20 protein-coding genes and 1 pseudogene are annotated in these 24,719 nt (G+C 56.9%); 14 read left to right on the forward strand and 7 right to left on the reverse strand.

Annotated features, from left to right (window positions below):
* The first annotated feature begins 168 nt into the window (after positions 1 to 168).
* The 7 genes from B0B07_RS11450 to B0B07_RS11480 all read left to right on the forward strand — a co-directional run bounded on the left by B0B07_RS11450 (position 169) and on the right by B0B07_RS11480 (position 7,146).
* The gene (locus tag B0B07_RS11450) at positions 169 to 867 is read left to right on the forward strand and encodes an ABC transporter ATP-binding protein (RefSeq protein WP_076759054.1); all 699 of its coding nucleotides are present in this window, start codon (positions 169 to 171) and stop codon (positions 865 to 867) included.
* Positions 857 to 2,140: an ABC transporter permease gene (locus B0B07_RS11455; RefSeq protein ID WP_076759056.1), complete on the forward strand. Its 1,284-nt coding sequence runs from the start codon at positions 857 to 859 to the stop codon at positions 2,138 to 2,140. The genes B0B07_RS11450 and B0B07_RS11455 overlap by 11 nt, the downstream gene beginning before the upstream one ends.
* A 111-nt stretch (positions 2,141 to 2,251) precedes the next feature.
* The gene (locus tag B0B07_RS11460) at positions 2,252 to 3,343 is read left to right on the forward strand and encodes a nitric oxide synthase oxygenase (RefSeq protein ID WP_076759057.1); all 1,092 of its coding nucleotides are present in this window, start codon (positions 2,252 to 2,254) and stop codon (positions 3,341 to 3,343) included.
* A gap of 164 nt (positions 3,344 to 3,507) precedes the next feature.
* Positions 3,508 to 4,890 (forward strand): class II fumarate hydratase, encoded by a 1,383-nt coding sequence (gene fumC / locus B0B07_RS11465; RefSeq protein WP_076759295.1) that lies wholly within the window; start codon positions 3,508 to 3,510, stop codon positions 4,888 to 4,890.
* Between the two features lie 372 nt (positions 4,891 to 5,262).
* Positions 5,263 to 5,808 (forward strand): PCYCGC motif-containing (lipo)protein, encoded by a 546-nt coding sequence (locus tag B0B07_RS11470; protein WP_076759296.1) that lies wholly within the window; start codon positions 5,263 to 5,265, stop codon positions 5,806 to 5,808.
* A 67-nt stretch (positions 5,809 to 5,875) separates the two neighbouring features.
* Complete coding sequence (locus B0B07_RS11475) at positions 5,876 to 6,535, forward strand: Dph6-related ATP pyrophosphatase (protein WP_076759058.1); 660 nt, start codon at positions 5,876 to 5,878, stop codon at positions 6,533 to 6,535.
* A complete protein-coding gene (locus B0B07_RS11480) occupies positions 6,532 to 7,146 on the forward strand; it encodes a tetratricopeptide repeat protein (protein ID WP_076759060.1) in 615 nt (204 codons plus the stop codon). The genes B0B07_RS11475 and B0B07_RS11480 overlap by 4 nt, the downstream gene beginning before the upstream one ends.
* A 15-nt stretch (positions 7,147 to 7,161) precedes the next feature.
* Here B0B07_RS11480 and B0B07_RS11485 read toward each other — a convergent pair whose 3' ends face one another.
* The 4 genes from B0B07_RS11485 to nfsA form a co-directional block, all read right to left on the reverse strand.
* Positions 7,162 to 7,527, reverse strand: coding sequence for a helix-turn-helix domain-containing protein (locus tag B0B07_RS11485; RefSeq protein WP_076759062.1), 366 nt, complete (start codon positions 7,525 to 7,527; stop codon positions 7,162 to 7,164).
* Positions 7,528 to 7,640: 113 nt separating this feature from the next.
* Positions 7,641 to 8,462 carry a purine-nucleoside phosphorylase gene (locus tag B0B07_RS11490; RefSeq protein WP_076759064.1) on the reverse strand — a complete coding sequence of 274 codons (822 nt, stop codon included), beginning with the start codon at positions 8,460 to 8,462 and terminating at the stop codon, positions 7,641 to 7,643.
* A gap of 99 nt (positions 8,463 to 8,561) precedes the next feature.
* Complete coding sequence (locus tag B0B07_RS11495; RefSeq protein ID WP_076759066.1) at positions 8,562 to 9,740, reverse strand: class I SAM-dependent methyltransferase; 1,179 nt, start codon at positions 9,738 to 9,740, stop codon at positions 8,562 to 8,564.
* Positions 9,741 to 9,965: 225 nt separating this feature from the next.
* Positions 9,966 to 10,697 (reverse strand): oxygen-insensitive NADPH nitroreductase, encoded by a 732-nt coding sequence (nfsA, locus tag B0B07_RS11500; protein WP_076759067.1) that lies wholly within the window; start codon positions 10,695 to 10,697, stop codon positions 9,966 to 9,968.
* Positions 10,698 to 10,836: 139 nt separating this feature from the next.
* Here nfsA and B0B07_RS11505 point away from each other — a divergent pair, with 139 nt between their 5' ends.
* The 3 genes and pseudogenes from B0B07_RS11505 (at position 10,837) to B0B07_RS11515 (ending at position 16,424) form a co-directional block, all read left to right on the forward strand.
* Positions 10,837 to 12,387 (forward strand): FMN-binding glutamate synthase family protein, encoded by a 1,551-nt coding sequence (locus B0B07_RS11505; RefSeq protein WP_234982387.1) that lies wholly within the window; start codon positions 10,837 to 10,839, stop codon positions 12,385 to 12,387.
* Positions 12,388 to 12,553: 166 nt separating this feature from the next.
* Positions 12,554 to 14,206 (forward strand): annotated as a pseudogene (locus tag B0B07_RS11510) (AMP-binding protein); the annotation flags it as partial.
* Positions 14,207 to 14,459: 253 nt separating this feature from the next.
* Entirely contained in the window at positions 14,460 to 16,424 is a 1,965-nt protein-coding gene (locus B0B07_RS11515; protein WP_200805806.1) for a catalase, read from the forward strand.
* An 87-nt stretch (positions 16,425 to 16,511) separates the two neighbouring features.
* Here B0B07_RS11515 and B0B07_RS11520 read toward each other — a convergent pair whose 3' ends face one another.
* Positions 16,512 to 16,880 carry a DUF2188 domain-containing protein gene (locus B0B07_RS11520; protein WP_076759074.1) on the reverse strand — a complete coding sequence of 123 codons (369 nt, stop codon included), beginning with the start codon at positions 16,878 to 16,880 and terminating at the stop codon, positions 16,512 to 16,514.
* 373 nt (positions 16,881 to 17,253) lie between these two features.
* Between B0B07_RS11520 and putP the strand changes: the two genes are divergently transcribed.
* Positions 17,254 to 18,741, forward strand: coding sequence for a sodium/proline symporter PutP (gene putP / locus B0B07_RS11525; RefSeq protein ID WP_076759075.1), 1,488 nt, complete (start codon positions 17,254 to 17,256; stop codon positions 18,739 to 18,741).
* Between the two features lie 47 nt (positions 18,742 to 18,788).
* Here the strand turns inward: putP and B0B07_RS11530 are convergent, their stop codons facing one another.
* On the reverse strand, positions 18,789 to 20,351 hold the full coding sequence (locus B0B07_RS11530) for a BCCT family transporter (protein WP_076759077.1): 1,563 nt from the start codon (positions 20,349 to 20,351) through the stop codon (positions 18,789 to 18,791).
* Between the two features lie 151 nt (positions 20,352 to 20,502).
* On the opposite strand from B0B07_RS11530, the gene B0B07_RS11535 reads away from it, so the two are divergent.
* Positions 20,503 to 21,207, forward strand: coding sequence for a VOC family protein (locus B0B07_RS11535; protein WP_084186669.1), 705 nt, complete (start codon positions 20,503 to 20,505; stop codon positions 21,205 to 21,207).
* Between the two features lie 49 nt (positions 21,208 to 21,256).
* Positions 21,257 to 22,522: a GTPase HflX gene (hflX, locus tag B0B07_RS11540; protein WP_407643871.1), complete on the forward strand. Its 1,266-nt coding sequence runs from the start codon at positions 21,257 to 21,259 to the stop codon at positions 22,520 to 22,522.
* A gap of 80 nt (positions 22,523 to 22,602) precedes the next feature.
* Here hflX and B0B07_RS11545 read toward each other — a convergent pair whose 3' ends face one another.
* Complete coding sequence (locus B0B07_RS11545; RefSeq protein WP_084186670.1) at positions 22,603 to 23,289, reverse strand: YoaK family protein; 687 nt, start codon at positions 23,287 to 23,289, stop codon at positions 22,603 to 22,605.
* Positions 23,290 to 23,516: 227 nt separating this feature from the next.
* On the opposite strand from B0B07_RS11545, the gene B0B07_RS11550 reads away from it, so the two are divergent.
* Entirely contained in the window at positions 23,517 to 24,701 is a 1,185-nt protein-coding gene (locus tag B0B07_RS11550) for a cupin domain-containing protein (protein WP_084186683.1), read from the forward strand.
* Positions 24,702 to 24,719 lie beyond the last annotated feature (18 nt).

Below are 24,719 nucleotides of genomic sequence, written 5' to 3' on the forward strand. Positions count from 1 at the left end.
GATTGTTTGCTTAACATTCAGAGGCAGTTTCTTAACACTCACGGCACATTGCTTAACACTCATCTTTCCCGGCCCCGTCATCTTAAGAAATTCTTCATGTTCGTCCTCGCTTTTCCTTCAGATTTCCCTTCTATACTGAAGTCAGCACTCATTATTGGAGGAATGAACATGATCGAAGTGAAAGGGCTGGCCCATTCGTTCCGGGTCGGCAAGAAGGGGAAGGAGACGGAAGTGCCGGTCCTGAAGGGGCTGACGCTCCAGGCGGCGGACGGGGAGATCGTATCGATTGTCGGACGGAGCGGTTCCGGGAAGTCGACGCTGCTTCATATTCTCGCGGGGTTCCTGCAGCCGGATTCCGGCCGCGTGCTCGTGGACGGCACGGACCTGACGGCGATGAACGAAGCGCAGCGGGCGGCGTACCGGCTGGATCATTTCGGTTTCGTGTTCCAGAACTTTCAGCTCATGCCGGGCCTGACCGCATTCGAAAACGTCGAGCTCCCGCTTACATTGAAAGGGGTTCCGGCCGCAGAGCGCAGGCGCAAAGTGGAAGAGCTTCTCGAGAGCACCGGACTGAGCGACATCCGGAGCCACTACCCGAATGAACTGTCGGGCGGCCAGCAGCAGCGGGTCGGGATTGCCCGGGCGCTCATCACCGAGCCGCCGATCATCTTCGCGGACGAGCCGACCGGCAGCCTGGACTCCGAGACGGAGCAGGACATCCTGTTGCTCATCCAATCGCTCAACCGAACGTACGGCATCACGTTCGTCATTATCACACATGACGACGAAGTCGCCGCAATCGCGGACCGCACATACCGGATGCACGACGGAGAGCTCGCGGAAGGGGGACTCCGCCATGTCATTTAAAGACCAGATCGCCTTCGTCCGGCAGCATATCCGGCGCAACCGGCTGCGCGTGTTCATGACGGTGCTCGCCGCCACGATGGGCACGGCGTTCCTCATCGTCCTCGCGTCAGTCGGGTTCGGCCTGCACAAGACGATCAAAGATGAGGTCCTGTCCAATCAGATGGTCACGCAGGTGGAAGTGTACAGCGAGGAACTGACGGACGCGAAAACAGACGCGATGAAAAAGATGGATCATGTGAAGGCGGTCGTCCACCGCAAGCAGCTGGCCCCGACTGCATTCGCTGAACTTGACGGCTATACGGCCGGACTCAATGCTTACTTTACTGATTTTGGCGAAGAAGCAACTTCGGGCTTCAAGCTGGCGGAAGGCCGGTTCCCTGAAAAACCGGGCGAAGTCGTCGTCGGCTCCGGTTTCGCCGAGCAGCTGATCGACGAAAAGGCGACCGTGAAGGAAGGCGAAGAGCTGCCGACCTACAAGGAAGCCCTGCTCGGAAAGACGGTCACATTTAAATTCGAACCACTCAAAGAAGGCGCGGTATCGGAGGAGTGGCCGCTCAAGATTGTCGGCATCAAGGAAGCACCGGGCAAAGACTGGGCGTTTGACGGCTACCTGTACATGGATGACCGGCTGATGCCGGAGATGGAAAAAGGCCTTGCCGCCGTTTCTCCGGAACCGGAGGAAGGCGTGGAGCCGGATGGCTTCACTTATCCGCAGGTGAACGTCTATGTCGACAAGCTGGAAAACGTCAAAAGCGTCACCGGTGCACTGAAGGATGACGGCTATTCGGTCTACTCGGTGTCTGAAGAAATCGAGCAGCTCGACGTCTTCTTCCTGGCACTCAAGGCGGGTCTCGTCTTCGTCGGCACGATTGCCATCCTGATCGCCTCGATCGGCATCTTCAACACGATGACGATGGCGGTCACGGAGCGGACGCGGGAAATCGGCGTCATGAAGGCGCTTGGCGCAGGACCGAAGCTCATCCAGCGGCTGTTCATCATGGAAAGCGCCTGGATCGGGATTGTCGGGACCGTGATTGCGGTGCTGATCTCCTACGGCGTCAGCATGGTTGCCAATGCCGTGCTGCCGGTCATCGTGACGGCGGCCCTCGGGGAAGACGGCGCCGACCTCGGCGTGACATTCTCCGTCATCCCGTGGCAGCTCGTCCTCATTGCGTCCGCCATCAGCCTTGGCGTCGCCATGATCTCCGGCTGGCGCCCGGCACGGAAAGCGACGAAGACGGATGTGATCGGTGCGCTCCGGCACGAACTTTGATCTAAAAAAGAAGAGCCTGCGCTCTTCTTTTTTGTTTGACATAAAGTTGGCGAAACTCCCGTGCGCCGCCACCCCGTGCCCGTGATAGACTCAGGGTATGGAGTTGATCTTATGGTGAAGTCAATCAATCATGAACGCTTGCTGACGGAAGCCGCTCGCTTTATCCGCGACTGCTACAGGGAACTGGGATTGCCCCAAGAGCAGCAGGAGGAGCGGATCCGGGAAATCGAAGAAGAGATCAGGCGAAGCGGCACGTATGCACACACGCGGGCCGAACTCGTACATGGTGCGAAAATGGCCTGGCGCAACAGCAACCGCTGCATCGGACGGCTGCTCTGGGAGACGCTTGAGGTCTTTGATGAACGGGAGACAAAAACGGCGGAAGAGGCTTATGATAAGCTCACTCGGCACATCCGCCATGCGACGAACGGCGGGAACATCCGCTCGACGATCACCGTCTTCCCGCCCCGCAAGGACGGGACCGACCCGCTCCGCATCCGCAACCATCAGCTGATCCGGTATGCCGGCTACCGGGAAGGGGAGTCGGTCATCGGAGATCCGGCTTCCGTCGGGTTCACGCAGACTTGCGAGCGGCTTGGATGGAGGGGAGAGGGGACACCGTTCGATGTGCTGCCGCTCGTGATCGAAGAGCGGGGCCAAGAGCCGAAACTGTTTCCGCTTCCGGAAGAGCTGATCATGGAAGTCCAGATCACCCATCCGGACCTCCCCGGTATGGCAGGTCTCGGCGTCCGGTGGTATGCAGTTCCGATCATTTCCGACATGCGGCTTGAAATCGGCGGCATCGACTACCCGACCGCCCCGTTCAATGGATGGTACATGGGGACGGAAATCGGGGCGCGCAATCTTGCGGACACCGGCCGCTATGATCTGCTTCCGTCCGTTGCCCGGGTGATGGGCCTCGATACCCGCTCAGCCCGGTCCCTCTGGATCGACAGGGCACTCGTCGAACTGAATGTCGCCGTCCTGCACTCCTACCGGCAGGCGGGCGTCACGCTCGTCGACCACCATACCGCCGCCCGCCAGTTCCGGGCATTCGAGAAGAAGGAGCAAGACGCCGGCCGGGCGGTCACCGGCAACTGGACCTGGCTCATCCCGCCGCTCTCTCCGGCCGCCACGCATATTTTCCACCGGCCGTATGACAATGAAGTCCTGAAGCCGAACTTCTTTTATCAGAAAGACTGAAAGGGACCCGTCTCCGGAAGAGGAGACGGGTTTTTGAGTGGGCGTGACCGGCTGCTGCGGATTGTCTCCCGGCCGGGCTTCACGCCCCTCTATTGTATCCCCGGCTGAAATATAGCAAAATAGAGGGTGGATTGAATTGATGGAGACGGAAAGGATGAGGAATGATGGAATACCGCATCGAACATGATACGATCGGCGAGATCAAAGTGCCGGCGGACAAGCTGTGGGGCGCGCAGACGCAGCGGAGCAAAGAGAACTTCCGGATCGGCGGAGAGAAGATGCCGAAGGAGATCGTCAAGGCGTTCGCCCACCTGAAGAAGGCAGCGGCAATCACGAGCAACAAGCTCGGCAACCTGTCCGACGCGAAGGCGAAGGCGATTGCGGCGGCAGCCGACGAGGTGCTTGAAGGCGAACTCGACGACAACTTCCCGCTCGTCGTCTGGCAGACCGGTTCCGGCACGCAGTCGAACATGAACATGAACGAAGTGCTTGCCCACCGCGGCAACGAACTTCTCGAAGAGTGGGGCGAAGAAGACCGTCTCCACCCGAACGATGACGTGAACAAGTCCCAGTCGTCGAACGACACGTTCCCGACTGCGCTCCACGTGGCGTCCGTCACGTCGGTCATCGAAAACCTCCTGCCGGCAATTGATGTCCTCAAAGACACGCTCGACAAGAAGGCGAAGGAATTCGACGATGTCATCAAGATCGGCCGGACGCACCTGCAGGATGCGACGCCGCTCACGCTCGGCCAGGAAATCAGCGGCTGGGTGCGCATGCTCGAAAAAGACCGCGTGATGATCGAGCAATCGGTCGAGCAGATGAAGGAACTCGCAATCGGCGGAACGGCGGTCGGCACGGGGCTCAACGCACCGAAAGGCTTCGGCGACCAGGTGGCAGCCCAGATCAGCGAACAGGTCGGCATCGAGTTCACATCCGCGGAAAATAAATTCCAGGCGCTCACGAGCTACGATGAAGCCGTCTTCACACACGGCGCGGTCAAGGCGCTCGCGGCGGACCTCATGAAGATCGCAAACGACGTACGCTGGCTCGCAAGCGGTCCGCGCTCGGGCATCGGCGAAATCACAATCCCGGCAAACGAGCCGGGCAGCTCGATCATGCCGGGCAAGGTCAACCCGACACAGAGCGAGGCGCTCACAATGGTCGTCGCCCAGGTCATGGGGAACGACGCGACGATCGGATTTGCCGCAAGCCAGGGCAACTTCGAACTGAACGTGTTCAAGCCGGTCATCGCCTACAACTTCCTCCAGTCGGTCCGCCTCCTGTCCGACGGGATGATCAGCTTCAACAACAACTGCGCGGTCGGCATCGAGCCGAACAAAGAGAAGATCCAGGAGCTCCTGGACAACTCGCTCATGCTCGTCACCGCCCTCAACCCGCACATCGGTTATGAAAATGCGGCGAAGATCGCGAAAACCGCACATGCGGAAGGCACCACACTGAAGGAATCCGCCGTCAAATCCGGACTCCTCACAGCCGAACAGTTCGACGAATGGGTCGTTCCGTCGAAGATGATCGGACGGTAATAGGAATGAAGGAAGCAGCCGGGGACTCGTGTCTCCGGCTGTTTTTTCGTGTTTGGAGTGGAAGGTAGCGGCTCGGACACAAAAGGTAGGGACTCGGGGAACAAAGGTAGGGACTCGGGCACAAAAGGTAGGGATTCGGGAAGCAAAGGTAGGGACTCGGGGAACAAAGGTAGGGATTCGGGAACCTAAGGTAGCGGCTCGGGCACAAAAGGTAGGGACTCGAAATCCAAAGGTAGCGATTCGCAGAGGAAAGGCAGCGATTCACCGAAGAAAGGAAGGGACTCACACCGGCTGGCCAAACGATTCGATAAGTTGTCACTCCACTTCCGGTCCCCGATCCGGTATAGTGGTGCCAAAGGAGTGAACTTCATCATGAAAAAGAAGCTCATTTATCTGCTGGCGGCGGCCGGACTCGTCCTCTCCGCCTGCGGCAATGAAGCGGCGAAAGAGGAGCCGGAGCAGGACGCAGAAGCACATGCAGGACATGACCACGCGGCGCCGGGTGACCGTGAGGTGAAGGAAGGCCAGACCGTCCTCCCGAACGGCGACCTGCAGGAAGCGACCGCATCGGCGGATGAACTGCCTTCCTTCCTCGACGACAAGCCGGAAGACATGCGGCTCATTTACCAGGCGGCAGGAGCCGCGACCGACATTCTCCAATGGATGCCGTGCTACTGCGGATGCGGGGACAGCGCAGGCCACAAGAGCAACCTGAACTGCTTCATCTCCGAAGTGAAGGAAGACGGTTCGGTCGTCTGGGACGACCACGGCACGCGCTGCCTCACTTGCCTGGAGATTGCGGTTGATTCCGTAAAGATGGCGAAGGATGGAAAATCGCTGAAGGAAATCCGCGAGACAATCGACGAGACTTATAAAGAAGGCTTTGCAGAACCGACCCCGACGCCAATGCCGGCTTGAGGGCCGGTTTTTTTCATCGGGAGGGATATGGTACACTCCGGTTAATGGAAGAAAGGGGGCATAACCTGTGGATGGAGGATCATTTTTCTGCTCGTGGAGTGGAGGCAAGGATTCGGCGCTTGCATTGTATCAAGCCATGCAGAACGGCGGCCGGCCGGTGCGGCTGCTCACGATGTTCGATGACGAGGGGGACCGGTCAAAGTCGCATGCAGTGAGCGAAGCGGTCATCCGCGCCCAGGCGGAGCGGCTCGGGGTGCCGCTTGTCATCCGGCGTGCCGGATGGACAAACTACAAGGAAGAGTTTTTGTCCGGCCTGGAGGAGATCAAACAAGCGGGCATCGGGACGGGCGTCTTCGGCGATGTCGACCTGGAGGATCATTTGAAATGGGTGCGGGACACCTGTGCTGAAAAAGGGATGACGGCCGAGCATCCGCTCTGGGGCATGAGCCGGAAAGAAACCGTGGAAGCGTTTCTCGCCGCGGGCTTCCGTGCACGGGTCGTTGTCGGGCAGGACAGCCGGTTTCCGTCTGAATGGGTCGGCCGGCTGTTTGATGCCGCGCTCATCCGTGAGATGGAAGAGCGGGGGATCGATCCGTGCGGGGAATCGGGCGAGTTCCACACATTGGTGATCGATGGCCCGGTCTTCCGTGAACCGGTGCCGGTCCGTCTGGAAGGAACCGTCGGACGCAATGGTTATACGTTCGCAAACGTGGTGCTCGGGAAATGAGGAGGGATGCGGCGTTTGACGCATTCGACCGGGGAGACTGGCCGGAGGCGGAGAAGCTGTACCGGGAACGGCTGGGCCGGGCCGCCGGGCCTCAAGAGGAAGAGGCGGCCATGCATATGCTCGGGTTCACGCTGGCCATGAGAGAGGCTTACGAAGAAGCCCGCGATTTGTATGGGGAATTGCTCCGCCGTGCGGAGGAACGGACGGACCGGAGTGCAGCGGCGATCGCCATGCATCAGTTTGGCATGACCTTCCGGCTTGAGGGGGATCCGGCCGGTGCGCGAAAGTGGTTCGGCAAAGAGCTGGAATTCCGCCGTGAGCACCTTACGGACGATCACTCCGGCTTTTCGGCAAACTCATACGAATTGGGAGAACTGCATTTACAGGAAGGGGAGCCCGAGCTGGCCCTGTCCGCTTTCCGGCAGGCGCTCAGACAAGGGAAATCCGCGGGAGACGATATTTGTATCGGCTGTGCCTGGCGGGGGATCGGGAAGGCGAGCCAAGTGATGCACCATGATCCTGCAGTCGCATGGGAAATGGCCATAGAAGCCTTCAAGCGTGCGGGCGACAAGGCAGGAGAGGCGGAAATCAGGCGGCTGACCGGAAAATGACCGGCCGGTGTGTCATCATGTGACACCGGCCTCGGGTGTTTCCTTCACCCGTTTTTCCCGGATCCATGTCCTGACTTCGAGCAGTTCATCCTTTGACAGCGGCACTCCGTCAAGACTGAAATCATACCGGCTCATCAGGCTGTCGGCAGAATCCCTGAAATCGATCGGCGCATTGTCCCGGTCGAGCAGGAAATCTGTCGAGACGCCAAACGTGTCGGCCAGCAGGATCAGCTGGGGGTAGGTCGGCTGCTTTTTCCCGATTTCAAAACTCCAGATCAGGCTTTTGGCGACGCCGATCCTTTCCGCAAGCTCGTCGGGTGAATATTCGTGATGCAGTCGGAGGGCTTTCAGGCGGTCTCCGAATAATAGTGGTTCAGTCAATGGTTTGCACACACCTTTTTATTTATTTTGAAAATTTACACCATTGACTATCATAGCAGGAACTTCGATAAAAAGAAACCGGCGACCCCGTGGATCGCCGGTATTTTGCGTATTTAATTCATTTCTTTCAGTACGCCCTTCACAAGGCTGACAAACTTTTCGCGGACATTGGCCGCCACTTCGATCACTTCATCATGGCTGAGCGGCTGGTCGAGGATGCCGGCCGCCATGTTCGTCAGGCAGGAGATGCCGAGCACCCGAAGCCCGGCGTGCGCCGCGACGATTGCTTCCGGCACGGTCGACATGCCGACCGCATCGGCTCCGAGCGTACGGATCATCCGGATTTCAGCGGGTGTCTCGTACGCCGGACCGCTCCACCAGGCATACACGCCTTCGCGGAGGCCGAAACCGAGCCGGTCCGCTGTCTGTGCCGCCAGGGAGCGCAGTTCCTTATCATAGGCACGGGTCATGTCCGGGAAGCGTGTGCCGAGCTCGTCGATGTTCGGTCCGATGAGCGGATTCGTCCCCGTCAGATTCAAATGGTCGGTGATCAGCATCAGATCCCCCGGCTTGAAGCCTTCATTCACCGAACCGCATGCGTTTGTGATGAGCAGATTGGTCACGCCGAGCGCCTTCATGACGCGCACAGGGAACGTCACTTCCTCGAGCGTGAACCCTTCATAATAGTGGAAGCGGCCCTTCATCGCTGCCACCGTCCGGCCGTTCAGCCGGCCGATTACCAGCTCGTTTGCATGTCCGACCGCGCCCGACTTCGCAAAATGCGGAATCTCGGAATACGGGATGTGCACGGCTTCTTCGATTTCATCCGCGAGCGAACCAAGCCCCGAGCCGAGGATCAGCCCTGTTGCAGGTTGGTGGTCCGTCTTGCCTGTGATAAATTCCTTCGCTTCTTCGATTTTTTTGATCAGATCCATGTGATGCACTCCATTCTGTAGGTCATAGGCAGGGGAGGGATTGTGAAACACACTCTTTAAGTGTGAGCCCTTCAGAGAAAAGCCCCTGGCACAGTCTATTCATTTTAAAATATCACCAAGCCGGCCGCTCAGTTCCCGCTCGAGGAACGGATCGGCGCCGAGCAGACCGCGGAACTGCTTGTACCGCAGAACGCGTTGGACATCAGGTTTTCTTCCGGTGCGGTAGGCGCGGATCATGATGTTCTTCGGCGTATGTTCCATGTCGATGAACTCAAGCAGCTGGGCGTCATAGCCGACGAGTCCCAGCAGCTCTGCGCGGATGGAGTCGGTCGCAAGCGCAGCGAATCGTTCCTTGATCAGCCCGTGCTGGAGCATGACGCCGAGCTCCGGTGCATCGAGCTGCGCGAACAGTTCATGCTGGCAGCACGGCACGCTGAGGATGACGTCAGCCCCCCAGCGGACTGCGCGGGCGAGTGCCGCATCGGTCGCCACGTCGCAGGCATGCAGCGTCACAACCATGTCGACCTGCGTTTCATCATTATAATCGTTGATGTCCCCGACGAGGAACTCAAGGCTGTCCCCGTAACCTAGGTCAGCTGAAATCTGCCGGCAATCCTCGATGACCTCTTTTTTCAGATCGAGGCCCGTTACCTGCACATCGAGCCCCTGCTCGATCTTCAGATAATGATAGAGCGCAAAGGTCAGATAGGATTTCCCCGAACCAAAGTCGAGGATTCGGAGCGTCCGGTCCTTCGGCAGGTGACGCAGGCTGTCGTCGATGAACTCGGTGAACCGGTTGATCTGCCGGAACTTGTCCATCTTTCCTTTTTTCACTTTGCCGTTAGGCGTCTGGACGCCGAGCCGCACGAGGAACGGATACGGGGTGCCTTCCTCGAGCAGGTACTTTTTCTTCCGGTCATGGGACAGATCGGCCGAAGCCGCATTCTCCGTTCTTTCCGTCTTCCAGGACACTTTAAGCTTCTTCGACAGGAGGATCTGGACATCTTCTCCCGTGAACGAGGCCTGCACCTGGCGGAAATCCCCGAGCAGACGGCCGAGTTCCGAACGGACTTCGCCTGCCGGGATGTTCTCGTGCTTCAGGATCCGTTCATACTGATATTCAAATTGGACATGGAGCTCGCCGCGCAACTCGACCGGCTTGATCCGGACGCGCTGCAGCCCTTCCGACTTCCGCCGCGGTCCGCTGATCGTCGCCTTGATCAGGCGGCCATCCGCCACACGTCCGGCGAACTCATCCAGCATCTCTTTAAATTCCATCCTTCACCCTGCTTTCTTCAGGACTGCGCGGCTCTGCCGGGGAGGGCATCGCCGATCTTTGATCTTTAGGAGCGAAACTCCGGCCACTCGAGGTGAAACTTCAGCCACTCGAGGCGAAACATCGGCCACTTCAGGCAAAACTTGCCTCACTCGGGCTGAAACTTGCCTCACACAGAGCCAAACTTGCCTCACTCACGCCGGTACTTTCCGACCGCACCGCGCCAATCAGTCAAACCGGAATCCGCGTTTCTCGAGGAATTCCTTCATATGGACCCGCCGCTGATCTTTGAGGAATCGGGCCATGGAGGAAGTCCAGTCGTCTTCCTTGGTATTGGCGCTCCTCGACGCATAGTACTCACGAATGGTCCGGTCATACTCGGGAAGCAGGCGGTCGTATTTTTCGTCGTCATATTCATTTTCATGAAGGACGGCCTCTAGCGGCAGGCGGGGCTTGACTTCGTGCCGGACCGCGGGCACGCCGATCGTCATGCCGTACATCGGTGCGACGCCGTCCGGGAGGCCGAGCACTTCGCTGATCTCCGCCGGAGCATTCCGCACCCCGCCGATATAGCAGATGCCGTAGCCTTCCGATTCTGCGGCAACGGCGACATTTTGGGCAAACAGCGCCGTGTCGGTCACGCCGACGAGGAGCGCTTCTGCATTGGCAAAGCTGATCGACGATCCGTGAAGGCCCGCTGCCTTTTCAAGACGGCGGAAGTCCATGCAGAAGATCAGCACAGCCCCCGCGCCGAGAAACTGTTTAGGATTCTTCGAAAGTTCGGCAAGGGCTTTCCGCTTGTCCGGGTCCGTCACGTGGATCACGGAGTAGGCCTGCACGAAATGGGAGCTCGCTGCATGCTGTCCGGCACGGACAAGCCGGGCCACGGTTTCCCGATCCAGTGCCTTGTCCTCATAGTCCCTCACCGAAGCATGTGACATCAACAACTCAATTACCATCTATACTCTCCGCCTTCCCTGTCTTTTGTCATACCTTATAGCTTATCAAAAGTGTTTTAGGGTAAACAATTTTTAGTATTCGCAGATGAAAGGGGAGTTCACGGTGGGCAATTTTTTTGAGAACGTATCGCTGACCGCCATGATTTTGTTCATCCTGCTTGTCGTCGGACCGGTTGTGACAGTCGTCTGGCTGTTCTTCTATGACCGGGGACAAAAGCAGCATTCGATCCTGAGGAATTTTCCGATCCTCGGGCGGGTCCGTTATTTCCTGGAACGGACGGGTCCTGAATTCCGGCAATACCTGTTTTCCGATGACAATGCCGGAAAGCCGTTCAGCCGGGAGGAGTACCTCGCGATGGTGCTTCCGGGCAAGTACAAAAGCAATCTGATCGGCTTCGGCTCGAAGCGCGATTTCGAGGAGCCGGGCTATTACATCAAGAACGCCATGTTCACAAAACAGAACGAAGAAATGCGGGTGGACAACTCAGAATTGGTCAACACCCGCCATTACGTGATCGACGATGAGGGACTCTTCACCCGAAAAGAACATACGGAAGAGATACCGGCACTGCCTTGGCTGCTGCCGGAAGACGAAGCGGTCGTCATCGGACCGGACTGCGAGCACCCGTTCAGGGCACGCAGCCTGCTCGGCCAGTCGGGCATGAGCTACGGGGCGCTCGGGAAAAATGCCATCACCGCCCTGTCAAAGGGGATCGGGATGGCGAAGGGCGCCTGGATGAACACGGGGGAAGGCGGATTGTCGGATCATCATCTTGCCGGCGGCCCGGAGATCATCGCCCAGATCGGATCCGGACTGTTCGGATTCCGGACGGAGGACGGCGAGTTCAGCATTGAAAAGGTCAGGGAGAAGGCGGCCCTGCCGAACGTCCGGGCATTTGAGCTGAAGCTCGCTCAAGGGGCGAAGATGCGCGGGGGGCATGTCGAAGGGGCCAAAGTCACCGAAGAGATCGCCCAGATCCGGACGGTCCAGCCGTACACGACGATCAACAGTCCGAACCGGTTCAATCAGTTCAGCGACTACCCGTCGATGTTTGACTTCATCTCGCAGATCCGCGAAGCCGGCGGCAAGCCGGTAGGCATCAAAGTCGTCATCGGCAGCAAAAGCGAGGCCGATGAACTGGCGTCCTGGATGGAAAAGACCGGCAAGGGCCCGGACTTCATCACGGTCGACGGTTCGGAGGGCGGCTCCGGCGCGACCTACCGGGATATGGCCGACAGCCTCGGCCTTCCGATCAAGACGGCGCTCACGATCCTCGACGACTCGCTCCGTGAACATGGCGTGCGTGACCGTGTGAAGATCATCGCTTCGGGCAAGATCACAACGCCCGACAAAGCGGCCGTCGCCCTTGCACTCGGTGCGGACCTTGTCCAGGTCGCCCGCGGATTCATGATCTCCGTCGGCTGCATCATGGCGCTCCGATGCCATACGAACGAGTGCCCGGCCGGCGTTGCGACGACCGATGAAAGCCTTCAAAAGGCGCTGGTCGTCGATGAAAAGAAATACCGGGTCACGAACTATATCCTCACGATGAGAGAAGGCCTGTTCCGCATCGCGGCGGCAGCCGGCCTCGACTCGCCGACCCAGTTCAACCGGAGCCACCTTGTTTATATGGATGAACGCGGCAAAGCCCATCCCGTCCACAGCTGCCGGGAACACGTGAGCTCTTGATTATGCAACACCGTCCGACCGGGCGGTGTTTTTGCTTGCTGTGATATTTCCGGATGGATGGCATCCGCAATCCGACTGCCGTTCAAGCACGGCTGCATGAAATCGGTCACAGCGATTATTCTTCAAAAGGGTCAGAAAAATATGTTAATATAAATCTGAAAGCGATTTCAGGGGGGATGGCGGAATGTCACTTTTAAATCAGACAGTCGGGCAGGTCGTCCGGGAGAAGGCACGGCAATTTCCGGAAGTCGAAGCCTATGTATATCCGGAGCATGGAATCCGGAAGACGTACCGCGAGTTCGATGGGGAAACGGACCGGCTGGCAAAAGCGTTCATCGGCATGGGGATTCAAAAAGGGGAACATGTCGCGATCTGGTCGGACAACAAGCGGGAGTGGTTCCTGAGCCAGTTTGCCACCGGCAAGATGGGGGCCGTGCTCGTCACGGTGAACACGAACTACCAGGCCGCGGAGCTGGAGTATCTGCTCCGGCAATCGGACGCGACGACACTCATCCTCGATGAAAGTTTCAAGGGGACGAGCTATATCGACATCGTGCGGGCGGTCTGTCCGGAATCCGCCCATTCGGCCAAGGGGGAAATCAGTTGCGACAGGCTGCCGAAGCTGAAGCGGATCATCCTCATGACGGAGAGCGACGAACCCGGCATGTATAAGTGGTCGGAACTGGAAGCATTTGCTGAGGAAGTAGCCGATGAATCCTTGGAGTCACGCTTTGACTCGCTTGATCCGGATGACGTGATCAACATCCAGTATACGTCGGGGACGACCGGATTTCCGAAGGGTGTCATGCTGACGCACAACAACATCGTCAACAATGCACAGCTCATCGGAGATTTCATGAAGCTGACCGAGAAGGACCGGCTTTGCATTCCGGTGCCGTTCTTCCATTGCTTCGGCTGTGTGCTCAGCACATTGACGGCGGTCACTCATGCGTCCACCTGTGTCATCGTCGAGCAGTTCAAGCCGCTTACGGTGCTGAAGGCCGTGCAGGACGAGAAATGCACGGCGCTCAATGGGGTGCCGACGATGTTCATCGCGGAGCTTGAGCATCCGGAGTTCAAGAATTTCGATACATCCTCGCTCCGGACTGGCATCATGGCAGGATCGACCTGCCCGATCGAAGTCATGAAAAAAGTCATTCACGACATGGGAGCAGATGAAATCACGATCTGCTACGGGCAGACAGAGTCTTCGCCGGTGATTACGCAGACGCGGACCGACGATCCGATCCAGAAGCGCGTCTCGACCGTCGGCAAACCGCACCCGCATGTGGAAGTGAAGATCATCAACCCGGCGACCGGGGAGGAAGTGCCGCAGGGCGAGCCAGGGGAACTGTGCACCCGGGGCTACCACGTCATGAAGGGCTACTATAATAATGAAGAAGCGACGCGCACGGCCATTGATCCGGACGGCTGGCTCCATACCGGGGACATCGCCGTCATGGATGGGGACGGCTATATCGACATCACCGGCCGCATCAAAGACATGGTCATCCGCGGCGGGGAGAATATCTACCCGAGGGAGATCGAGGAGTTCCTTTACACCCATCCGTCCATCAGCGACGTCCAGGTCGTCGGCGTGCCGGATCCGAAGTACGGGGAAGAGCTGATGGCGTGGATCATCCTGAAGCAGGGAGCAAAGGAGACGGCAGAGACGATCCGGGAATTTTGCAAAGGGAAGATCTCCTATCACAAAATCCCCCGTTACATCGAGTTCACTGAAGAATACCCGATGACCGCCTCCGGAAAGATCCAGAAGTTCAAACTCCGTGAAATGTCCGAGCAGCGGGTTGAAGTATGAATCATATTCTATACTCAACAGCCTGCAAACCATCAATGGTTTGCAGGCTGCTTTTTTATGGGGAAGGCCAGATGTTCGGCGTTGCCGGCAAAGTGATAGGGGGGCTGAAGCATGCGTATGATGTAAAGATACAATAAATTCAAGAGGTGATGTTTTGGTTGAACATTCGTCTTCGAACCATCAAAAAAGAGTAAATGAAAATAGCAAAAACGAGCAACTGGAAAAATTCCGGGTCCGAAATGCTGGAAATCCGATGGAGACAAACCAGGCAAGGAAGATCTCGGACGATGAACGGATCTTAACAGCCGGAGAACGCGGGCCCGGCTTGATGGAAGATGTTCATTACTTTGAGAAAATCACATCCTTCGTACATGAAGAAATACCCGAAAGAAAGGTACACGCCAGAGGGTACGGGGCACACGGGGTGTTCGAGTGCTATCAATCGATGAAGGCGTACACCAAAGCCGGGTTTCTGCAGGAAGCCGGCAAAAAAACGCCTCTGTTTGTCCGTTTTTCCACTGTGCAGGGGAGCAAGGGGTCCAAAGATACGGCGAGGGACCTTCGCTGTCTGGGAGTTAAGTTTTATACTGAAGAAGGAAATTATGACATGACGATGATCGCATTCCCGGTTTTGATCAACCAGGATGCGATGAAATTTGTCGATATCATCCATGCCTATCAGCCGGAACCCCGTACGGGCATCCCGCAGGCCGCCGGTGCACATGACACCTTCTGGGATTATGTCGCAAATAATCCCGAAGCCCTCCATATGACGCTCTGGGTCATGTCAGACAGGGGAATCCTTAGAAGCTACCGGATGATGGAGTCATGGTCGGTCAATACGTACTTGTTCGTGAATGAGCAAGGCGTCGCGACATTCGTCAGATTCGTCTGGAAGCCGGTTCTCGGATCACATTCGCTTCTGCAGGACGAAGCACAAAAAATCGGCGGCATCGACCCGGATTTCCACCGTCGGGACCTCAGGGAAGCAATTGACCGGGGGGCGTTTCCTGAGTATGAGCTGGGGGTTCAGCTCATCCCAAAGGAAGATGAATTCAAGTTCGACTTCGATATTCTGGATGCGACGAAGTTCTGGCCGGAAGAACTCATCCCTGTCCAGATCATCGGGAAAATGACGTTGAACCGGAACGTGGACAATGAGTTTTCCGAGATTGAACAGGCGGCATTCAACCCCGGAAGCGTCGTGCCCGGAATTGACTTTTCCAACGATCCGGTTCTTCAGGGCAGGCTGCTTGCCTATAAAACGGCGCAGTATCACCGTCTGGGCAGCAAGAACTACGAGGATCTGCCGATCAACCGGCCACTCTGCCCGTTCCATAACAATCAACGCAAAGGCTATATGAGGTACCGGATCGACGTGGACGAAACGAGCTATCATAATAACTCGCTGGACAACAACACCCCGTACACCACGCCGCCCGAAAAAGGGGGCTTTGCGCATTACCCGGCGAAAACGGAAGGGCATGTCACCCGCAAGCGGCCCGCGGCTTTCGATGACTACTATACGCAGCCCAGGATCTTTTGGAACAGCTTAACGCCGATTGAAAAACAGCATATGATCAAAGCGCTGAATTATCAGGTCGGCAGCGTGAAAAGCGAGTCGGTGCGTCAGCAAACCGTAGGTCAGCTCGTGTACGTGGATAAAGGCATGGCGGATATTGTGGCGGACAACGTCGGGGTCAGCCGTCCGGACGGGACGAACGTCCCCGTGTCGACGAGCTATCCGTCCCTCAGCCAGGCCGGAACGCCCAAATATGCATATTCACTAAAGGTGGGAGTACTGGTCGGCAACGGTTTCAACGCGGATGAGGTGGCCGGGACAATCAAGGCTCTGGAAGAACATGGGGTTTTTGTTGTCGTCGTAAGCGATAAGCTCGGCACGGTCTTGGGGGACAACGGCATGAAACTGACGGTCAATGAGACGTTCCTGACCACAAATCCGTATTTGCTGGATTCACTTTATGTTGTTGGGGGCAGTTCAAGCAACCAGAATCAGTTTAATTACGAGGTGAAGGATTATATCCGGGTTGCGTACAATCACTATAAGCCGATCGGAATCGCGGAGGCCGGCCGGGCTTATCTGGAAGCGTCGAATGAGAACAATCTGGCCGGGGTCGTGTTTGCCTCGAACAATCCGGATTTCGCCAAGGAGTTTGTAGCGGCGATTGCCCATCAGCGTTTCTGGGACAGAAAATAGAAGACTGACGTGAAGTCCCGGCACTCAGTGAACGGAAGAAACAGCACACCATCGGGTGTGCTGTTTCTCTGCGCAGATGAATGCCTGTCAGCCTCTGTAGAGGGTATCTTCCAGGTCCCCGTCACCCTTGTAGATTTTCAGGATGCCGTCTTTCTTGTTGACATGCTCCTTCGCTTTGTCGAGAAGGGCTTTTTTCGTATCTTCACTGAATATGTTTTTGTCCTTTCCGGACTCGCGGAGCACCCAGTCCTCTCCGTCTTCCTTCACCTCAAACACCGGGCGGTTGCCTGAATCGCCTTCCACATAGTCCCTTGCCTTGTCCATTGCAATCGGAATGGCCCGCTCATCCGGGTAACCTTCCCGGAGCAGTGCGTTGGCAATCTCAATCGCTTTGCTGCGGACGTCTTTGTCCATATTCTTCATCGAGTCAGGATAATCGTGTTCTGTCCATGGCATGGCCGATGCCTCCTTTTTATCAATCAAATTCCCTTGAGGGCGCAGGATAAACACGCCGGGGCAATCCGCCACCATTCATGCAGCATTCGGTCATGAGCAGCAGCACTGCTCAGTCAACGTAAGCAAACGCGCCTGATCGGATCATGGTGAACGGCCGGTTTCGCCTTTCCACTTACTCTTCTTCCGCCTGTTTTTTGCTGAAACGCGATGAAACGCCGGTTTGTCATTCCGAGTCGATTTCCCGGGAAATATTCCGCGGCGGTCCGACACGGTCAGACGCACTGACGGAATATTTTACAACTGACAACTCTGATATCAGGAATCTTCAAACAAGAATCCTGTGTTAGGATAATTGAAAAGGAGGGGAAAACAAATGACGGAATCTACTTTCAAGCTCATCGCAATCATCATCTACATGGCGGCCATGCTGCTCATCGGCTGGTATGCCTACCGGAGAACGGCCAACTTGACGGATTATATGCTTGGAGGGCGTTCACTCGGCCCTGCGGTCACTGCACTCAGCGCGGGGGCTGCAGATATGTCCGGATGGCTCCTGATGGGATTCCCCGGAGCAATTTATCTGACAGGCATGGGGGAGGCATGGATCGGGATCGGCCTGACGGTCGGCGCCTACCTGAACTGGCTGTTCGTGGCCCCTCGCCTGCGGGTCTATACACATGTTTCAAGTGACTCGATCACCATCCCGAGTTATTTGCAGAGCCGGCTGAAAGATCGCTCGCCGCTGCTGAGAATCGCTTCCGGTGCCATCATCCTCATATTCTTTACCTTTTACGTTTCTTCCGGAATGGTGGCAGGCGGCGTCTTCTTTGAAAGCTCTTTCGGACTGGGATACCATTCGGGCCTGATCATCGTATCGCTCGTGGTCTTGGCGTACACATTGTTCGGCGGCTTCCTCGCCGTCAGCTACACCGATTTCGTGCAGGGGCTGATCATGTTCCTGGCGCTGATCCTCGTGCCGATCGTCGGGTTTTTCATGACCGGGGGCCCGTCCGAGACCTTTTCTACGATCAGGGAAGCGGATCCGAATCACCTGAGCCTGATCGCAGGCACCACAGTGATGGGGATTATTTCATCGCTTGCCTGGGGTCTCGGCTATTTCGGCCAGCCGCATATCATCGTCCGCTTCATGGCGATCAATACAGTCAAGGAAACCAAGTCCGCCCGGAGGATCGGCATCGGCTGGATGCTGCTCAGCCTGATCGGCGCGACATTTACCGCGCTTGTCGGATATGCATATTTCCTGCAGAATCCCCAGCTGTCATTGTCTGATCCCGAAGCGGTATTCATCGAACTGGGACAGATCATCTTCCATCCGTTCATTGCCGGCATCATGCTGGCCGCCGTCCTGGCCGCTGTGATGAGTACGATCTCCTCACAGCTGATCGTCACATCCTCTGCGCTGATCGAGGACCTGTACAAGGCCGTGATCAAATCGGACGCTCCGGACAAAACGTACGTCTTGTACGGACGGCTCGCCGTTCTGGCGGTAGCGATCATCGCATTCATTCTGTCGTGGAAGCAGAATGATACCATCCTTGCCCTTGTTTCATTCGCCTGGGCCGGTTTCGGTGCCTCGTTCGGTCCGGTCATCCTGCTGTCTTTGTACTGGCGGAAGCTGACTTCCCAGGGGGCACTCTGGGGAATGATCGCGGGTGCGGCAACCGTCATCATCTGGAAGAGCTATCTCAAGGTTCACTTCGGCAACCTTTATGAAATTGTCCCGGGATTCATCCTTTGCATGGTCGTTGCGATTGTGGTCAGCCTCATGACCTACAGGCCGAACCCGGATATTCAGAACGAGTTTGACGAGACCATTGAAACGCTTGCGCGTGAGCGTTGAATAAAAAGAGGTTCCGGATGTATCATCCGGAACCTCTTTTATTGACGTTATGATCGCTTGATCTTTTCTTTCCTCGATTCTGCCTCCAGCCGCTGAAAACGGCGGATGTCGCGTTTCCGGATCGGGGCCGGCTCCCGCCTGAGCAGGACGATCATCGAGTAGATGAGCATCAGGAGGATGATCCCGAACGGCAGGGCCGAGGCCAGGGATGCGGTTTCAAGCCCGTTGATTCCGCCCGTGAACAGGAGCACGCCGGCAATCGCACCCATCAGAACGCCCCAGATCAGCTTTGCGGGCATCTTCGGATTAAGAGTCCCGCCGGATGTCATGCTGGCCAGGATATAGGTCGCCGAGTCGGCGGATGTGACGATGAACGTGAATATCAGCAAGATGGACAGGACCGACAATATGCCCGGCAACGGAAGCGTCTGGTCGAATGTCGTGAACAGGGCGCTCGTCACATCATCGTTGACCATCTCGGCAATATGCGTCCCCTCGTTCAGATCATTCCACATGGCTGTGCCGCCGAAGACGGCAACCCAGAACAGGGCGATGACCGGCGGGATGATCAGCACGCCGATGATGAATTCACGGATGGTCCTCCCGCGGGAAACCCGGGCGACAAATGCCCCGATAAACGGGGACCAGGCAATCACCCATGCCCAGTAGAAGACGGTCCAGTCCTGGACCCATTCCCGGCCGGAGTACGGCTCGAGCCGTAGACTGTATTCCACGAAATTGGTGATGTAATCTCCGAGTGCGACGATGAATGTCTCCATGATGAAGACGGTCGGTCCGGCGAAGAAGACGAACAGCAGAAGTCCGAGTGCCAGGCCGAGGTTCAGGTTACTCAAATATCGGATGCCCCGGTTCAGGCCGGTTGTGGACGAGATCAGGTAGGCGACCATCATGACCCCGATGATGATGAGCTGGACGTACGGGGTGTTCGGTACATTCCAGACGGAGTTGAGCCCGCCGTTCATTTGAAGGACCCCGAGGCCGATCGAGGTCGCCATCCCCATGATGGTCGCAATGACGGAAAGGATATCGATCGTCGTCTTCACCGGTTTTGCGGAGCCGACGACCGGTTCAAGGGCGGTCGAAACCAGCCCGTTTTTCTTCTTTCGGAATTGCAGGAATGCAATGACCAGCCCGGTCATGGCGAACATCGACCATTGGCTGATGCCCCAGTGGAAGAAGGAGTACCCCATCGCCACGCGGGCGGTTTCCGCAGACATCGGTTCAAGGTCCCGGAATGGGGGATTGTAAATATGGCTCATCGGTTCGGCCACGCCCCAGAAGACGAGACCTGCGCCGAACCCTGCCGAAAACAACATGGCGATCCAGGAGAAGAATGAAAACTCCGGCCGCTCGTCCTCACCGCCAAGCCGGATGCTGCCGTATTTGCTTACGGCCAGCCCGAACAGGAAAACGATGAGGAGGAATACGCACAGCAGGTAGAACCAGCTGAATTTGTCGATTGTAAAGTCATAGACGACGGAAGCACCCGCCGCAAATTGTTTCGGGAACACGGCCCCGATGATGACCAAGGCTAAAATAAACAACGAAGAAACAACGAATACAGGATTTTTCCACGAAGATTTGTCCATGCCACTCTCCTTTTGATTTTTGCAAAAATAACGTCATAATGGTGTATACCCGAGGGTAACGAAGATACTCGGCCCATTCAAGGGTAAAACGGGTATTTGCAAGGAAGTTGGGACTTAATGACTAGAATGGCAGGGGAGGAGCGAAAAGCTGATGAAGTTTGATCATGCGGTATATTTTAGCAATCGGACTCCGCAGGAGGATGCCCGCCTGTGGAACGATCAGGGGATGTCCGCCGCGCCCGGGGGCAGCCATGAGAAATGGGGGACCCAAAACGCCCTGTTTTATGCAAAGAACGGATATATCGAATCGCTCTCCGTGGAACGGCCTGAAATGGCTGCGGCCTCAACCCATCCGCTCACCCGTCTTTTGATGCATGACTTACAGAACGGTGCGGGATGGGGCACGGTGTGCCTGCGTCCCGGAGATTTGTACCAATTCGATGAAAGGCTCCGAAGCCGCGGGTTCCGGACAACCGGAGTCCTTGATGCATCGAGACGCACGGTTTCAGGTGAACTTCTGGAATGGAAGATGCTTTTCATCGAAGAGGGGGCGGGTGAAACGCTGCCGTTCCCGTTTTTCATCGACTGGGGCATGCCGGATGACGAACGGATTGCCGGATTGCTCAGGACCGGCACCATGCCCGAAGCGAACCGGTCATTCCGTATCGGATCATGCACTTTCCAGGTGCATGACCCGGCCAGGACGGCGGTCCGCTGGGCAGAAGTCCTCGGACTTGACGCGCCGGAAGCCGACCGGATTCCTTTGAAGAACGGAGTGGATCTTGTATTCGTACAGGGCGGTGCAGGACCGGAACGGCTCGTGGATGTAGAAGTGATTCAGGAGACGGGCAACTGAACGGTACGATTACGGGTATACTTGCAGGAGAGGAATGGAGGGACGCTTAGTGGAAGAAGTGCAGGAACGCGCAGTGCTTGTCGGAGTGGAACTCGACCGGGATGATCAGTTTGATTATTCCATGGAGGAACTCGCCAGCCTTGCGGATGCATGCGGGGTCGAAGTGGCCGGAGCCGTCACGCAAGGGCTGGACAGGGTGAATCCGTCCCACTACATCGGTTCTGGGAAAGTTCGGGAGATCAAGGCATTTCATGACGAGACAGGTTCGAACGTCGTGATCTTCAATGATGAGCTGTCGCCCTCGCAGATCCGAAACCTTGAGACAGAACTGGAGACGAAGGTGATCGACCGGACGATGCTCATCCTCGATATTTTCGCAAGGCGCGCCAAGACGAAGGAAGCGCAGATGCAGGTGGAACTCGCCCAGCTTCAATACATGCTGCCAAGGCTTGTCGGTCTGCGTGCCTCACTGAGCCGGCAGGCCGGTTCAACGGGCGGCGGCGTGGCGACCCGCGGGCCGGGTGAGACGAAGCTGGAGCTGGACCGCCGGAAAATCGAAGATCAGATCGCCCGGCTCCGGCGTGAGCTCGAATCGGTGAAAGTCCACCGGGAAACCCAGCGTAAGCGCCGGGTGAAGCGGGAAGTGCCGGTCGTTTCGCTTGTCGGCTACACGAACGCCGGGAAGTCCACGATCATGAACGGTATGCTCGCGGGACTCGGGGAGGAAGCGGGCAGGCAGGTGCTTGAGAAAGATATGCTGTTTGCCACGCTGGATACGTCGGTGAGGAAGATCAAGCTGGAGGACAACCGGGAGTTTCTGCTCACCGATACGGTCGGATTTGTCGGCAGGCTGCCGCATCATCTCGTCAAGGCGTTCCGCTCAACGCTCGAGGAGGCGGCGGATGCAGATTTGCTGCTCCAGGTGGTGGACGTCTCGCACCCGGAATATCGGTATATGATGCAAGTCACGGAGGATACGCTGTCCGATATCGGCATCGAGGGGATCACCGAAGTATTCGTCTACAACAAATCCGACCTTGCCGGCCTTGAACATCCGAAAGTGCGGGACAACGACATCTGGATCTCGGCGAAAGAGGCCGGGGATATCCATACACTCACCCGCCTCATCGCCGCGAAGGTATTCGGTGATTTTGTCCGGTGCCGGCTGCTCGTCCCGTTCGACCGGGGGGACATCGTTTCGTGGCTCAACGAGCATGCAGACGTTCTGGAGACCGAATATACGGAAGACGGAACGCTCATGGATGTCGACATGAGAGAAGCGGACCGGAACCGGCTTTCGGAGTTTGTTCAGTAAATGAGAAATCGAAAAAGGGAAGCTTGAAAGCCCTCTCCTGGCAGTTGTCAGGGAGGGCTTTCAAGTTTAGGGGCCGGGGATCATCGTTCCCCGGTCTTTTTCCGTTTCCCTGCAGCGAGAAGCCAGACAAACAGCAGGCCGTTCGACACGAAGGCGAGCCAGAGGATCAATTGCTCATCCCGGCCGACGACCAACGCACCTGTGCCGACACCGAGGATGAACAGAACCAGGCCGATCAGCAAATTGCGGAAATCCCGCCCCGCCTCCCGGTCCCGGTCGAAAACCGCCCGGTAAAGCTTGTTCATCATGTTTTTCGTATTTCCGGTCATGATGCCGTTGTTGATCGTAGTGGATCCGATTTTCCGGAAAACCGACAGCTCATAACCGGATAAAAGTCCGAGTGCAAAAACCATGATGGATTGGCCGATGGCGTGCTGAAAAATGGCGAGACCGAGCAGCAGTACGCCCTGTGCAAGCAGGAATGTCCTGTACTTGCCCAGTGAACCGCCTCCGGACCGTTCGATGATCGCCTCTCCGATGAACGCGCCCGCCGCAAATCCGGCGAACACGGTAATATGGCCGGCGGCCTCATGCCAGTCGCCCGAAAACATCTTCGCGCTGAACACGATGATGTTCCCGGTCTGGGCACTGACGAAGACTCCATTGTGTTCCATGTACGTGTAGGCATCGATGAACCCCATCAGAAATGTGGCGAAACCGGTCAGCAGGGTGAGCACCCTCTGACTGTAAGCCGGTTGTGCAGTCAATGTGTCACGTCCTCCAGGAGAAGTTTTTCATTCACATTACGCTGATACCCATTCATGAGGAATATAGGCATTTCTACCGAAAGCGGCCGGTTTTGAAAAGAAAAATAGTATGTGTTTTCCCAAATGGATAGGGTAGTAGTTGGAGTAGACCCGCCTTTGGTGGAATATTTTGTCCGATTCGATGGGAAGGCGGAAATATCATCGCTTTGGGAAGGAGCATGAAAACAGTGGATAAAAAGACACGCCTGATCGAGAACGACCCGCTGCCTCAGCCGAGAAGGGGAAGGAAAGGCGGGGATATATGGGGTGCGAGGAATCCCCAACTGGACCGCCAGAACCCTGATACGATCGTCCCGCCCGAAACGGATCATGGCACCATGCCGAGTCTCAAATTCCCTTATGAATTGAGCCATATGAGAATACAGGAAGGCGGATGGTCCCGGGAAGTCACGATGAGGGAGATGCCGGAGTCGGATACGATTGCCGGGGTCAATATGCACCTTGAGCCGGGAGCGGTCCGGGAATTGCATTGGCACAAGGAAGCCGAATGGGCGTTCATGATCAAGGGATCGGCCAGGGTGACGGCGATCGACACCGACGGCGGCCTGTTTATCGATGACGTGGAAGAAGGAGGACTGTGGTACTTCCCGTCGGGCATCCCGCACTCGATAAAAGGACTGGAGAACGGGGCGGAGTTCGTCCTGGTCTTCGATGACGGTAGCTTTTCGGAGAACAGCACATTTTCGATCGCGGACTGGTTTGCCCATACGCCGAAGGACGTGCTGGCCGCCAACTTCGGGGTACCGAAGGAGACATTCGACAAATTCCCGGACCGAGAGCTGTATATGTTCCAAGGGGAGGTGCCCGGACCGATCGTGCAGGAGCTGCCTGAAAATCCGAACAAAGGTGTTGAGAACCCGTTCACTTTCAGTTTCTATGACACGGAGCCGGTGAAAACGGACGGCGGGACCGCACGGATCGTCGATTCGAAGAACTTTACGCGTTCCACGACCATTGCCGCCGCGCTCGTCGAGGTTGAACCGGGCGGCATCCGGGAACTGCACTGGCACCCGAACGAGGCAGAGTGGCAGTTCTACCTGGAGGGCCAGGGGCGGATGACGGTGTTCGCAGCGACGGGGAAGGCGAGAACCTATGACTTCCGCGAAGGGGATGCAGGATATGTGCCGTTTGCGATGGGCCACTATATCCAGAACACCGGGGATACGCCTCTCCGTTTCCTGGAGATGTTCAGGAGTGACCATTTCGCAGAAATCTCCCTGAGCCGGTGGATGTCCCAGACGCCGCCATCGCTGCTGAAGGAGCATCTGCCGCTGACGGATGACTTTATCCGCAACCATCTGCACAGCGACAACAGACCGGTCTTGAAGTGGGAACCGACGGAAGGGGAATGAAAGAAAAGGCCTGCAGGA

This window comes from Edaphobacillus lindanitolerans, assembly GCF_900156305.1.
GTDB lineage: Bacteria > Bacillota > Bacilli > Bacillales_A > Planococcaceae > Bhargavaea > Bhargavaea lindanitolerans.